The 12,300-nt window shown below is 70.0% G+C and carries 11 protein-coding genes and 1 tRNA gene; 6 read left to right on the top strand and 6 right to left on the bottom strand.

Annotated features, from left to right (window positions below):
• Positions 1–86: 86 nt before the first annotated feature.
• Positions 87–163, top strand: a tRNA-Ile gene (locus tag ACWDGI_RS04675).
• 336 nt (positions 164–499) lie between these two features.
• On the opposite strand, the gene ACWDGI_RS04670 is transcribed toward ACWDGI_RS04675, so the two are convergent.
• From ACWDGI_RS04670 to ACWDGI_RS04660, 3 genes are all read right to left on the bottom strand, one after another.
• Positions 500–913 (bottom strand): PIN domain-containing protein, encoded by a 414-nt coding sequence (locus ACWDGI_RS04670; protein ID WP_450755342.1) that lies wholly within the window; start codon positions 911–913, stop codon positions 500–502.
• The gene (locus ACWDGI_RS04665; RefSeq protein WP_450755340.1) at positions 910–1,179 is read right to left on the bottom strand and encodes a type II toxin-antitoxin system VapB family antitoxin; all 270 of its coding nucleotides are present in this window, start codon (positions 1,177–1,179) and stop codon (positions 910–912) included. The genes ACWDGI_RS04670 and ACWDGI_RS04665 overlap by 4 nt, the downstream gene beginning before the upstream one ends.
• Before the next feature lie 297 nt (positions 1,180–1,476).
• A complete protein-coding gene (locus ACWDGI_RS04660; RefSeq protein WP_450756463.1) occupies positions 1,477–1,839 on the bottom strand; it encodes an MmyB family transcriptional regulator in 363 nt (120 codons plus the stop codon).
• A gap of 315 nt (positions 1,840–2,154) precedes the next feature.
• On the opposite strand from ACWDGI_RS04660, the gene ACWDGI_RS04655 reads away from it, so the two are divergent.
• Positions 2,155–3,750, top strand: coding sequence for a phospholipase D family protein (locus ACWDGI_RS04655; RefSeq protein WP_450755338.1), 1,596 nt, complete (start codon positions 2,155–2,157; stop codon positions 3,748–3,750).
• Positions 3,751–4,068: 318 nt separating this feature from the next.
• Positions 4,069–5,718 carry an alkaline phosphatase family protein gene (locus ACWDGI_RS04650; protein ID WP_450755336.1) on the top strand — a complete coding sequence of 550 codons (1,650 nt, stop codon included), beginning with the start codon at positions 4,069–4,071 and terminating at the stop codon, positions 5,716–5,718.
• Between the two features lie 66 nt (positions 5,719–5,784).
• Here ACWDGI_RS04650 and ACWDGI_RS04645 read toward each other — a convergent pair whose 3' ends face one another.
• The 3 genes from ACWDGI_RS04645 to ACWDGI_RS04635 are packed head-to-tail and all read right to left on the bottom strand — an operon-like array spanning position 5,785 to position 8,667.
• Complete coding sequence (locus ACWDGI_RS04645) at positions 5,785–6,873, bottom strand: ABC transporter substrate-binding protein (protein ID WP_450755334.1); 1,089 nt, start codon at positions 6,871–6,873, stop codon at positions 5,785–5,787.
• Positions 6,874–6,931: 58 nt separating this feature from the next.
• Positions 6,932–7,810, bottom strand: coding sequence for an ABC transporter permease (locus tag ACWDGI_RS04640; protein ID WP_450755332.1), 879 nt, complete (start codon positions 7,808–7,810; stop codon positions 6,932–6,934).
• Positions 7,807–8,667 carry an ABC transporter ATP-binding protein gene (locus tag ACWDGI_RS04635; protein WP_450755330.1) on the bottom strand — a complete coding sequence of 287 codons (861 nt, stop codon included), beginning with the start codon at positions 8,665–8,667 and terminating at the stop codon, positions 7,807–7,809. The genes ACWDGI_RS04640 and ACWDGI_RS04635 overlap by 4 nt, the downstream gene beginning before the upstream one ends.
• Before the next feature lie 234 nt (positions 8,668–8,901).
• Here ACWDGI_RS04635 and ACWDGI_RS04630 point away from each other — a divergent pair, with 234 nt between their 5' ends.
• The 3 genes from ACWDGI_RS04630 to ACWDGI_RS04620 form a co-directional block, all read left to right on the top strand.
• A complete protein-coding gene (locus ACWDGI_RS04630; protein WP_450755328.1) occupies positions 8,902–10,569 on the top strand; it encodes an ATP-binding protein in 1,668 nt (555 codons plus the stop codon).
• A complete protein-coding gene (locus ACWDGI_RS04625; protein WP_450755326.1) occupies positions 10,566–11,255 on the top strand; it encodes a response regulator in 690 nt (229 codons plus the stop codon). The genes ACWDGI_RS04630 and ACWDGI_RS04625 overlap by 4 nt, the downstream gene beginning before the upstream one ends.
• Positions 11,256–11,829: 574 nt before the next feature.
• Positions 11,830–12,300, top strand: a 471-nt coding sequence (locus ACWDGI_RS04620; protein ID WP_450755324.1) for a PAS domain-containing protein, incomplete at its 3' end; no start/stop codon positions are given.

Here is a 12,300-nt window from a genome sequence, read left to right as displayed (position 1 = left end):
AGAAGCCGACCATCCGAAGCAGGAGATCGTATGAGCGGCTATGCTGCGGCAGACGGCGCGCACACTTGTACGCGACACGCCGCTATGGGGCGGTAGCTCAGCCGGTTAGAGCAGCGGACTCATAATCCGTCGGCCGTGGGTTCGAGTCCCACCCGCCCCACCATGCAGGCCTGTGACCTGCGGAAACGCCTCATCTGGCGTGCGGATGCAGGACTTTGGGCTGCGGGGCTGAATCCGCTGCTCGTGAGTTCAACTCTGTGGCCGTCAGTCTGCGTTGGGATCGCTTTGACCTGTGCAGACGTATCGGCCTGCGGCTCGAGGGCGGCGTCGTGGGTGGGCTCGGCGAGCGCCTGGACGTCGAATTCCGGACGCCGGCTGGACGCGGGGATTCGGAAGTTGCTTGGTGACCTTGGGTGTCGGGAGACGGCCCGGGCCCCTGAGTGACCGCCAGACGGCCGGGTCGGTCAGAAGCTCGGTGCTCGTCGGTGCCGCGCGAGCTCTACTGCCTGAGGTCGATCGTGCGGGCCGGCTGCCCTGTCGTGCGGGCGATGGTTTCGAAGTCGCGGTCGTAGTGGAGCAGAGTGAGTCCCGCCTCTTCCGCGGCTGCGGCCACCAGGAGGTCCACCGGGCCCGCACTGCGGTGTTCTCCCTTGGCGGTCAACTGTTCCTGGACGACGCGGGAGCGGCGGTAGACACCGTCGGGCATGGGGCACCAGGCGTAGTGGCCGTCGAGTGCCGACTTCAGGCGGGCGCGGTCCGCGGCCGAACGGGCCGAGTAGAGGACTTCCAGTTCGGTGATGTCGCAGATCGCGACGAGGCCGGCGCCGATCCTGTCGTCCCATTCGCCGGTGTTCTGGCGGAGCAGGACGCGGGCGAGGGCGGAGGTGTCGATGAGGTAGTCGGCGACTGTCACTCGTGCGCTCCGGTGTCGCGGTCGTCGTCCGCCGCGCCCGCGCCCGCGCTCGTGGGGCGGTACGCGCTCTTGTCCAGCAGGAGGTCGATGTCCAGAGCGCCCTCGGTCACCAGCTCGCGGGCCTCGTCGAGTGCTCGCAGACGTCGGTAGCGGGCCGTGACTTCCCGCAGCGCGGTGTTGATGGTGTCGCGTTTGGTAGAGGTGCCGAGCTCTCTGGCAGCTGCTTCCAAAGCCTCGTCGTCGAGATCGATGACCGTCCGACTCATGGTGGCCTCCCCCACTTGAATGTATCAAGTGCAGTGTATCAAGATACAAGATCTTTTGTATACTCCAGGGCGCGGGGCCGTAACCGTTCGTGTGCGCCAGGGGCTGGCCGATCGGCGGGGAGTGGGCACCGGACAGGGCCTGGGCGGATGTCGTGGTGGTTGCGCCTCTGGGGCGGCGGGGCGTCCTGGCCGACCCCGGGTATCCGTCCCTGCCATATCTGGCCGGGCAGCACGGCGCCTGAAAGGGCACCGGCCGGGAGGCGTTGTACCCTCCCGGCCGGTCGGCGCGATCTGGTCTCACACCGCCGCGGAGGTGCTCTCGACCTCGGGTGCGGCTGCGCTGCCCAGCAGGCGCAGAGCCGCCTCGGAAGGTGAGCCCGGTTCGGCCGTGTAGGCGATCAGGCGCTGGCCGGCCGAGCCGGGGATGACGAGGTTCTCGAAGCTCAGGTCCATCGTGCCGACCAAGGGGTGACGCAGCTGCTTCACTCCCGAGGTACAGGTGCGCACCGGATGGCGGGCCCAGAGGGAGGCGAACGCATCGCACCGCACGGCGAGTTGGCCGACCAGCTCGGTCAGCCGGCGGTCATCGGGGTGGCGGCCGGCGATCAGCCGCAGCGAGGCGACCGCGAGCTGCGCCTCGTCGTGCCAGTCGGTGTACAGCGCGCGTTAGCGGTCATCCAGAAACAGCATCCGCGTCACATTGGGCCGGGTACCCGGCGTCTCGGGGCTGTCCGCGGGCAGATGCGCGGCGAGCAGTGGCCGGGGCGGCGAGGTTTCGGCGCTTCTTCGCGGGCTACTCGTCGGACGTGTCCAGAGGCTACGGCGGCAACCCCACGGGGACGGCATCCTCCGCATCGCGGGCATCACGGAACCATGCTGCAGAGATGCCCGCCCCGGAGCTTCCGGCAGCGGCCTGGGCACACACATGACTGGTGGACATGCCTGCTTTGCCGGGCGCTGCCCCTGGGAGGGGTCATGAAGCTGGCCGACTGGCTGCTCGCGCCCGGCGAGCGAGGTAACCCCGCGACCCGTCTGGAGAGCCGCCGGCCCGGAGGAACGGCGTGGTCGACGGGTAACCAGGTACGTCCCCTCGTCCACGGCGCGGTGTACTTCGGTGAACTGCTCAAGGCCGTCCGCGCCCAACAGCCGGGCGACCTGCTGCTGTTCACCGACTGGCGCGGCGACCCCGACGAACGGCTCGACGGCCCCGGCAGCGAGATCGGACAGGTGCTGTGTGCGGCGGCCGAGCGCGGTGTCATCGTCAAAGGGCTGATCTGGCGTTCCCATCTGGACCGCTTCCAGTTCAGCGAACGCGAGAACCGTCACCTCGGTGAGGAGATCAGAGCGGCCGGCGGAGAGTGTCTGCTCGACATGCGGGTGCGCCCCGGCGGCTCGCACCACCAGAAGTTCGTCGTACTGCGCCACCCGGGACGGCCCGAGCGGGACGTCGCCTTCGTCGGCGGAATCGACCTGTGCCACAGCCGCCGCGACGACACCGCTCATCAGGGCGACCCGCTCAGCCAGCCGTTCGCCGCCGCCTACGGGTCGCGTCCGCCCTGGCACGACGTCCAGCTCGCGATCCACGGCCCCGCCGTCGGCGATGTCGAAGCCCACTTCCGCGAACGCTGGGAGGACCCGGCTCCGCTCAGCCGCAGCCCGCTGGGGCGGCTGCGAGAACTCCTGCACCATGAGGACACCACAGCGGACACGCTGCCCCCGCAGCTGGACGACCCGGAGCCCCGCGGAACGCACACCGTGCAACTACTGCGCACCTATCCGGCCCGTGTCCGCGGCTACGACTTCGCCCCGCACGGCGAGCGCAGCATTGCCCGCGGCTATCAAAAGGTCATGCGCCGGGCCCGCTCGCTGGTCTACCTGGAGGACCAGTACCTGTGGTCCGCCCAGGTCGTCAGGTGCTTCGCCGAGGCACTGGCCGCCCACCCCGAGCTGCGCCTCATCGCGGTCGTTCCCGCCCATCCCGACGAGGACGGACGGGTGACGCAGGCGATGAACCTCGTCGGGCGGATCAGCGCCCTGAAGGTGCTGCGCCGCGCGGGCGGCGACCGTGTCGCCGTCTACGCACTGGAGAACCACGCCGGGACTCCCGTGTACGTCCACGCGAAGGTCTGCGTCATTGACGACGTGTGGTCCTCGGTCGGATCGGACAACGTCAACCGCCGTTCCTGGACGCACGATTCCGAGTTGAGCTGCGCCGTTGTGGACGAGGCGATCGATCCCCGTGAGCCACGCGACCCCGGAGGTCTCGGCGACGGCGCCCGCGTCTACCCCCGCGACCTGCGACTCGAACTGGCCTGCGAGCACCTGGACCGCGCCGACCCGCAGGGGCTGTGCGACCCGGTGAAGGCCTTCCGCGCCTTCGCGGAGTCCGCCGCGGCGTTGGACGCGTGGTACGACGGCGGGCGCCAGGGACCCCGGCCTCCCGGCCGCCTGCGGACCTACCGCACCCCGCGTCTGTCGCCCACTACGACCGCCCTGGTCACCCCGCTCTACCGACTGCTCGCCGATCCCGACGGCCGCCCTCTGGCCCTCCGCCGCACCAACGCGTACTGAAGCTCCCTGGGCGGACTCTTTCCGACCAGCCGAGGCACACGGCGGTGGCCGCCGACCGCCAGGGGGCGGGCGGCAGCAGCCACGACGTGACCGGTCCGGCGATCAGCGCCCCTGTCCGGCGTCCACCCGGACCAGGGCACGCCGGCCTCGTACGGCGAGTGCGAACACCCCGCCGTCCTGGGGAGAACCAGGCCTGCTTGGTGAAGACCCGACCGCTCATTCCGGGCGTGTTCACACATGCGCCGTTTCCGGTACACAGGGCGGGCCTCTGATGGGCCCGGCACCCGCAGCCCGCCCCGAACACCCCGGAGAGACCAGATGTCCAGACGCCACGTCAGGCCCGCAGCCGTCCTCGCCGCCGCCGGAGTTCTGACCGGGGTGACCGCCGCCCAGCCCGCCGCGTTCGCCGCCTCTCCGCACCGGGCAGCCGCCAGGCATGTCCTGCTGGTCTCCGTCGACGGACTGCACCAGTCGGACCTGGCCTGGTACATCGCCAGGCACCCGCACTCCGCGCTGGCCCGGCTGGCCGGCGGCGGTGTGGAGTACACCCACGCCAGCACCACCACGCCGTCCGACTCCTTCCCCGGCATGGTCGCCCAGGCGACCGGCGGCAGCCCCGGCACCACGGGCATCTACTACGACGACACCTACAACGCCGCGCTCCTCCCGGCGGGAACCACCAGTTGCAAGGGCGTGAAGCCCGGAGTCGAGGTGGACCTCACGGAGGACCTGGACAGGAACCAGACCTCCATCGACGCCGGCCAGGGCCTCGCGGGCCTGCCGGACAGCGTCCTGTCGATGACCGGCCGCCCGGCGAGCCTGATCAACGCGTCGAAGCTGCCGGTCGACCCGAAGACCTGCAAGCCGGTGTACCCGCACTCGTATCTCAAGGTGAACACGGTCTTCGAGGTGGCCCGCCAGGCGGGTCTGCGTACCGCCTGGTCGGACAAGCACGCCGCCTACGAGATCCTCAACGGCCCCTCGGGCACCGGCGTCCAGGACCTGTTCACCCCGGAGATCAACAGCGACGCCCCCGGCTACGCCGCCGGCAACGACTGGACCACGGACAACAAGGCCACCGAGCAGTACGACGGCTACAAGGTGAAGGCCGTCCTCAACGAGATCGACGGCTACGACCACAGCCGCACCCACAGGGTCGGCACCCCGGCGATCTTCGGCCTCAACTTCCAGTCGGTGTCCACCGCGCAGAAGCTGCCCGCCTCGGACGGCCTCACCGGCGGCTACACGGCCAAGAACGTCCCCGGCCCGCTGCTGGTGAAGAACCTGGACTTCGTCGACAACGAGATCGGCGCCCTGACCGCCGAGATCGGCAAGCGGCACCTCTCCGGCAGTACCACCGTCATCCTCTCCGCCAAGCACGGCCAGTCGCCCACCGACCCCGCCGCGCTCACCCGCGTGGACGACGGCCCGCTCCTTGACGGACTCAACGCCGCCTGGAAGAAGCTCCACCCCGGCGCCGCCGACCTGGTGACGCACGCGGTGGACGACGACGCCATGCTGCTCTGGCTCTCCGACCGCTCCGCGGCCGCCACCGCCTTCGCCAAGAAGTACCTGCTCGCGCAGAACGGCACCGGCACCGACATCGACGCCAGGCCCAAGGCCTACACCCGCAGCGGGCTCAGCAAGGTCTACGCCGGCCAGGCCGCCGCCGACCACTTCCACGTCGAGGCCGGCGATGCCCGGGTCCCGGACCTCTTCGGTGTCGCGCAGTACGGCGTCGTCTACACCGGCGGCACCAAGAAGATCGCCGAGCACGGCGGCAGCCACTCCGACGACCTCGCCGTACCCCTCGTCGTGTCCGGCGCCTCCGTTCCGGACGGCGTGCGCGACTCCGCGAGCGTGCAGACCAAGCAGATCGCACCGACGATCCTGCGCCTGCTCGGTCTCGACCCCCGCTCCCTGAAGGCCGTACGCGAGGAACACACCGCCGTGCTGCCGGTCCGCTGAACCGGGCGCCCGCAGCCGGGCGACGAGGCCGCCCGGGTGCCGGGCGGCCTCCTGGGTGGCACGGGCTCAGCCGTTCGGGCCGGCCGGGGTCGTGGTCGTCTTGAAGCCCTCGGTCCTGTTGGCCTGGACGGCGAAGTCATTGGTGAACGTCTTGCCGAGGTCCACCGACCCCTTCACGTTGCCGACCAGCTTCTCCGTCGCCAGAGAGGTCTTGGGACCGCCGGCCGGCATGAGACCGTCCGGGAGGAACTGACCCTTGTCCTCGTTCAGGGCCGAGATGTAGTCGGCCTTGGTCACCAGTTGGTTCGACACGAACGACGCCGGCAGTTTGTTCGCGATGTCGGCCGCGCTGTGGGCGTTGATCCAGTGCATGGTGGCGACGAGCGCGTCGACGACCTTCTGCACCGTGGCCTTGTGCGAGTCCACCCAGTCGGTACGGGCGAGCACACTGGCAGCGGGATAGGCACCGCCCATCGCCGCCGTGGCGCCGTCCGTGGTGGCCAGGTCGATCGCGGACGCACCGACGCCCTTCTTCTGGATCGCGGCCACCGTCGGCTGCGTCGTCATCACGCAATCGACCTTGCCGTTCTGCAGCGCGGCGATGGCGGTGGAGCCCGCCCCCACCCCGATCCGGTGGAACTGGCTGGTCTTCACGCCCTTCTTGGCGGCCAGGAACTGGGTGAGGGTGTCCGTGCCCGACCCCAGGTCGGTGACGCCGAGGGTCTTCCCATCGAAGTCTGCGGCCGAGTGGACCCCCGACTTGACGGTGCACATCTCACGCTCGCCCGGCGCGCCGGAGAGCTGCACGACGTCCTCGACAGCCTTGCCCTTCGCCTGGAACTCGATCGTGTGGTTGTACCAGGCGCCCGCCATGTCCACCTGGCCCGAGGCCATGGCTTCCTCGGCGCCCACGCCGCCGTCCTGCTCGGTGCTCAACTGCACGTTGACGCCGTACTTCTTGTAGAAGCCGAGCTGCTGGGCGAGCTGGTAGGGCAGGTAGATCTGCTTGTCGATGCCTCCGACCATGAGCTTGACGGTCGGCGTGGAGCCCGAACCGCCGGTCGATGCCGAGGAGTTGCCCGAACAGGCACTGGTGGCACCGAGGGCGAGAACGGTGAGGACGGACGCGGCGACGGCGACGGGTCGTCTGGACATGACTGATCACATTCCTTTGCCGAGGGTGTTGAGAAGAAGGGGGGTAAGCGCGGTGCTGTCAGAGGGAGTTCGCCTCGGACGGGGCCGGCGGGCGCCAGGACAGCAGCCGGTGTTCGAGCTTGCCGATCAGCCACTCGGCGCCGAGCACGATGACCGAGATGACGAGCATCGTGGCGAACACGCCGTTGGGGTCGAAGTTGTTCTGCGCGGTCTTGATGACCAGGCCGAGGCCGCTCTGCGCGCCGAGCACCTCGCCGACCAGCGCGCCGACGATGGCGAAGCCGAAGGCGCTGTGCAGGCTGGCGATGATCCAGGTGAGTGCGGAGGGCACGGTGACGTGCCGGATGATCTGCAACTGCGAGGCCCCGAGGACCTTCGTGTTGGCGAGGATGTTGCGGTCGACCTCGCGGACGCCCTGGAAGGCGTTGAAGAAGACGATGAAGAACACCAGCACCGCGGCGAGCAGGATCTTCGGCAGCACGCCGATGCCGAACGCGACGATGAAGATCGAGCCGAGGACGATACGCGGGATCGCGTTGACCATCTTGATGTAGGGGCCGAGCACGTCGGCGAGGAAGCGGCTCTGGCCGAGCGCGACGCCGAAGAGCACGCCGGTGACGGCTCCTAGGGCGAAGCCGACGAGCGCCTCCTGGATCGTGGTCCAGATGTTGGCGTAGAAGGACCCGAACTCGGTGCCGTGCCGGAAGAGGTCGAACAGCCGTTGGGCGATGCCGGACGGCTGCCCGAAGAAGAACTTGTCGACGATCCCCCAGGTGGTGAAGGCCTGCCAGCCGCCGAGGACGAGGACTGCAAGCCCGATGCGACCCGCCCACACCAGCAGGGTGCGCCGCCGGACGGCGCGCTTGGCGGCGGCCCTGGCGGAGACCTGTGAGCCGTCCTCGACCGGGGCGGTGGGAACGGTGGACGTCGTACTCATGCCGTACCTCCTGCGGTGCGTGCGTAGGCGCGCTCCACCTCCTCGCGCAGGCAGTCCCAGATCTGGTGCTGGAGTTCGATGAAGCGGGGCTGGAAGCGGATCTCCTGGACCGCGCCGCGTGGGCGCGGCAGGTCGATGTCGAAGACCGCTTTGACCGAGCCGGGGCTGGACGTCATGACGACGACCCGGTCGGCGAGCGCCACGGCCTCGTCGAGGTCGTGGGTGATGAAGATGACCGACGGACGGATCTGCTCCCACAGGCCGAGCAGTTCGGTCGACATGATCGCCTTGGTCTGCACGTCCAGGGCTCCGAACGGCTCGTCCATGATCAGGATCTTGGGTTCGTTGATCAGCGCCGCGGCCATCGCCACGCGCTTGCGCATGCCGCCGGAGAGCTGGTGCGGATAGCGGTCCTCGAACCCCGTCAGGCCCACCCGGCGCAGCCAGTCGCGTGCCGAGGCCTGGGCCTGCTGCTTGGGCACCTTGCGGAAGACGGGGCCCATCAGGACGTTGCCGAGAACCGTCTTCCAGGGCAGCAGCGCGTCGGTCTGGAACATGAAGCTGACGCCGTCGGTGACGCCCCCCACCTCGCGGCCGCCGACCCTGACCGAGCCCTCACTGGGCCGGTCGAGCCCGGACACCATGCTCAGCGTCGTCGACTTGCCGCAGCCGGTCGGGCCCACCACCGCGCAGAACTGGCCCGGCTCCACGGTGAACGAAACGTCCTGCAGTGCCGTGAACACCTCACCCGCAGGAGTCAGGAATCGTTTGGTGAGTCCTGAGATCTCGACTCGCGCGCTGTCCCGGCCGATCTTCTCGGCACCCGGGCTCGTCGCGACATCGTTTCGCGAAGCCATCTGAGGCCGTCTCCCTTCCTAACCTCGGAGGTCGAGGAAGGCAGACGCTAAAGGCCTCGTGGTGTCACGTCGCTGTTTCAGACGTATCCCGCGTTAGTAGTGTTGACAAGGGTTCTGCGCATTCTGCTCAGCGGTTCGGGGGGTGGGCAGAAGGTCGGTGGTGGGACACAATCACGCCACCACGGGTACGGCGAAGGGGCCGGGCCCGGCAGCACGACAAGGGCAAAGACACCTGTGACGCCCATCCGTATCCGGATCGGCCGCGGCGGGACGGGGAGGCTCTCCGCGCGGATCCTGGCCAACCAACTGGCCATCCTGGCCCTCACCGGAGCCATCGGCTTCGTACTGTTCGCGTTCGCCCAGCGGGCCGAGATCGACCGTGCCTACGAGCAGCGGGCACTGGACATCGCGCAGACCACGGCCGCCGATCCGCAGATCCGGCAGGCCATGGCGCACGGAGGCGGCGACGGTGTCGTACAGACCGTCGCCGAACGGATACGGAGGGCGTCGGGGGCGTCGTACGTGGTCGTGATCGATCTGCGCGGCGTACGCCACTCGCATCCCGATCCGGCGCTGATCGGCGAACCGGTGGGCGATCCGATCGTGGTCCTGGACGGCCGTCCCCACGTCGGCTCCGACCAGGGTGCGACCGGGCGGTCCGCCAACGGCAAGGCTCCGTTGCACGGGCCCACGGGAACCCTGGTCGGCGAGGTCTCGGCCGGCATCCCGGAACGCGATGTGCTCGGCGAGCTGTGGCGGGAGCTGCCCACCTTCGGCCTGTACAGCGCGATCGCCGTCGCCCTCGGCTCGGCTGCCGCGTTCTTGCTGGCCAGGCGGCTGAAGCGGTCGACTTTCGGGCTGGAACTGGAGGAGATCGCCGGACTGTTCCAGGATCGCGAGGCGATGCTCCACGGCATCCGGGAGGGCGTGATCGCCTTCGCTCCCGACGGCCGGATCACCGTGGTCAACGACGAGGCCCGCACTCTGCTCGGCCTCGGTACGGCGCTCGGCAGCCGACTCGACGAGGTGTTGCCCGACGGGCGGCTGCGCCGTGCGCTGGACGGCACCCTGAGCGGCACCGACCTCAGCGTGCTGACCGACGACCACTGCCTGGTGGTCAACCGGATGCCGGTGACGCTGCACGGCCGTGAACTGGGCGCGGTGGTCACCGTACGCGACCGCACCGAGCTGATCGGGCTGCTGCGCGAACTGGACTCGGTGCGCGGGCTGACCGACGCCCTGCGCGCCCAGCAGCACGAGTTCACCAACCGCATGCACACCGTGGCCGGGCTGCTGGACATCGGCGACCACGACGCCGCCTTCGAGTACGCCGTCGAGTCGGCCGGCGCCGACCAGGCCCTGACCGAGTCCGTACGTGAACGGATCGGCAACGCGCTGCTCGTGGGACTGATCGTCGCCAAGACCACGGTGGCCGCGGAACGCGGGGTACGGATGGTGCTCAGCGACGACTCCGCGCTCGGCGAGTACCCGCCGCATCTGCGCCGGTTGCTGACCATCGTCGGCAACCTCCTGGACAACGCGATCGACGCGGCGTCCGGCGGACCGCCCCCGGCGGGCGGCCGGGAGGTGCTGCTTTCGCTGGTCGAGGCCGTCGACCTGGTGATGGTGCGGGTCGCGGACAGCGGCCCGGGGATTCCGCCGGGCGCCGCCGAGTCGATCTTCGAGGACGGCTGGTCGACCCGGCCCGACCGGGGCACCGCCCGGCGCGGGCTGGGGCTGGCCCTCGTCCACCGGCTGGCCCAGCGGCACGGCGGGACGATCACGGTCAGTGAGGGGCCGGGCGCGGTCTTCACCGTTGTACTGCCGCTGCCGGACGGCACCGCTGTACCACGCGACGCACAGTTCACGACGGCCTCGCCGACCGGAGGTGACCGCGGATGATCCGGACCCTGGTGGTGGACGACGACTTCCGCGTCAGCCACATCCACGGCGACTACGCGTCCCGCGTCGAGGACTTCGAGGTGGTCGGCCGGGCGGCGACGGTGGCCGAGACGCTGGAGGCGGTGCGCACCCTCCACCCCGACCTGCTGCTGCTCGACGTCTTCCTGCCGGACGGCAGCGGACTCGACGTGCTGCGACGGCTCAGCTCGGACGAGGGCGGCGCCCGCCCCGACGTCATCATGATCACCGCGGACCGGGACATCACCTCGGTACGGACCGCCATGAAGCTCGGCGCAGTGGGCTACCTGGTCAAGCCGTTCGGCTCCGCCGACCTCGCCGAGCGGCTCACCGCCTACCGCGAACTCCAGCACCGCGTAGCCGCGTTGGGCCTCGCCCCGCGGACCGACCAGGCCGACGTGGACGCCCTCTTCAGCGCCGCCCGGCCACCGGCCGTACCCCGAGTCCCGGCCAAGGGGCACTCCGCACCGACCCTCGCCCTGCTGCACCAGGTCCTGCGCACCGCCCACGACGCCCTGTCCGCGGCCCAGGCCGCCGAACTCACCGGCGTCTCCCGCGCAACGGCCCAGCGGTACCTCTCGTACCTCGTACGGGAGGGCATGGTCCGGCTCGAACTCCGCTACGGGGCCACCGGCCGCCCCGAACACCGCTACCGGATCGCCCGATGAGCCGGGTGCCGAGCCCCACCCGACAGCAGCTCGCCGGCCCGCGGAGAGCAGTTCAGCAACTGGGTGAACGCCAGAGATGAGTGTTGATCGGCAGGGGTCGCCAAGATCCTCAACTGACTCATGATCCGTCGGCGCTGTGTGGGCGTCTGGACGCCGGCCGGACGCGAGGATCCGGAAGTGGTGTCGCCCGGTGACCCCTGGGTGTCGGGAGACGGCCCAGGCCACAGCGGACTGACCGCCAGGCGGCCGGGTGGGTCACAAGCCCGGTGCCCGTCGGCGCCGCGCGAGCGGGATCACGGCGCAGCCGCCGACCTCGGGGCGGCGAGAAACGGCCGCCACCGGCGAGGTTCCCGTGTCCTGGGCCCCGTATGCACCGGGCACGCTCCGAGCGGGGGTGCCCCGTACAGCCGGCACGCTTCGGTACCTGGGGTAGGGCAGGGGGTGGTCCTCCAGCAGGCGTGATCCGCGCACGCGGCGCGGGGCGGCACGGGAACGCCGTGACCTCGTGGTGCGAGCTGTGACCACCTGCTCGTATCGTGAGAAGACGGGAAGCGGCGCGGTGAGCGGGAAGATCATGGCAGAACCGGCGGTCGACTACGCGGCGGTGTTCCAGGCTCTTCCTGGGGCGGCGGCGCTGGTGACTCCGCAGCTGATCTTCGTGGACGCCAACGCGGAGTTCCTGCGTCTGCGGGGCCTTCCCCGCGAGCAACTGGTCGGCCGCTTCCTGCCCGAGGACCGCCCCGAGAAGGACCCCGCCGAGCCTCTCCTGCTCAGAGTTCTGGCGTCCCTGCGGCGGGCGGCGGACACCGGTGAGCGCAGCATCGTGGCGCTGCAGCGCTTCGACATGAAGGATCCCGACCGGCCCGGGGTGTGGCACGAGCGGTATCTGAACATGACCAACATTCCGGTGTTCGGAGCCGGCGGGCGGGTGACGCTGCTGCTGCACCGGGTGGAGGACGTCACCGAACTCATCCGCGCCCGTGAAGTCGCGCTGACCCTGCAAGAGGCCATGCTGCCCACCCCTCGCCTGGACGGGCGGCACCCG

It is taken from the genome of Streptomyces sp. NPDC001220 (genome assembly GCF_053597895.1).
Note: the sequence above shows the minus strand (reverse complement) of the source record. Positions and strands in the feature narration are given on the sequence as shown.

Coding starts and splice junctions, on each gene's coding strand:
- ACWDGI_RS04640 (WP_450755332.1), bottom strand. CDS start 7,810: ATGAGTACGACGTCCACCGTTCCCACCGCCCCGGTCGAGGACGGCTCA.
- ACWDGI_RS04655 (WP_450755338.1), top strand. CDS start 2,155: ATGAAGCTGGCCGACTGGCTGCTCGCGCCCGGCGAGCGAGGTAACCCC.
- ACWDGI_RS04625 (WP_450755326.1), top strand. CDS start 10,566: ATGATCCGGACCCTGGTGGTGGACGACGACTTCCGCGTCAGCCACATC.
- ACWDGI_RS04665 (WP_450755340.1), bottom strand. CDS start 1,179: ATGAGTCGGACGGTCATCGATCTCGACGACGAGGCTTTGGAAGCAGCT.
- ACWDGI_RS04650 (WP_450755336.1), top strand. CDS start 4,069: ATGTCCAGACGCCACGTCAGGCCCGCAGCCGTCCTCGCCGCCGCCGGA.
- ACWDGI_RS04645 (WP_450755334.1), bottom strand. CDS start 6,873: ATGTCCAGACGACCCGTCGCCGTCGCCGCGTCCGTCCTCACCGTTCTC.
- ACWDGI_RS04635 (WP_450755330.1), bottom strand. CDS start 8,667: ATGGCTTCGCGAAACGATGTCGCGACGAGCCCGGGTGCCGAGAAGATC.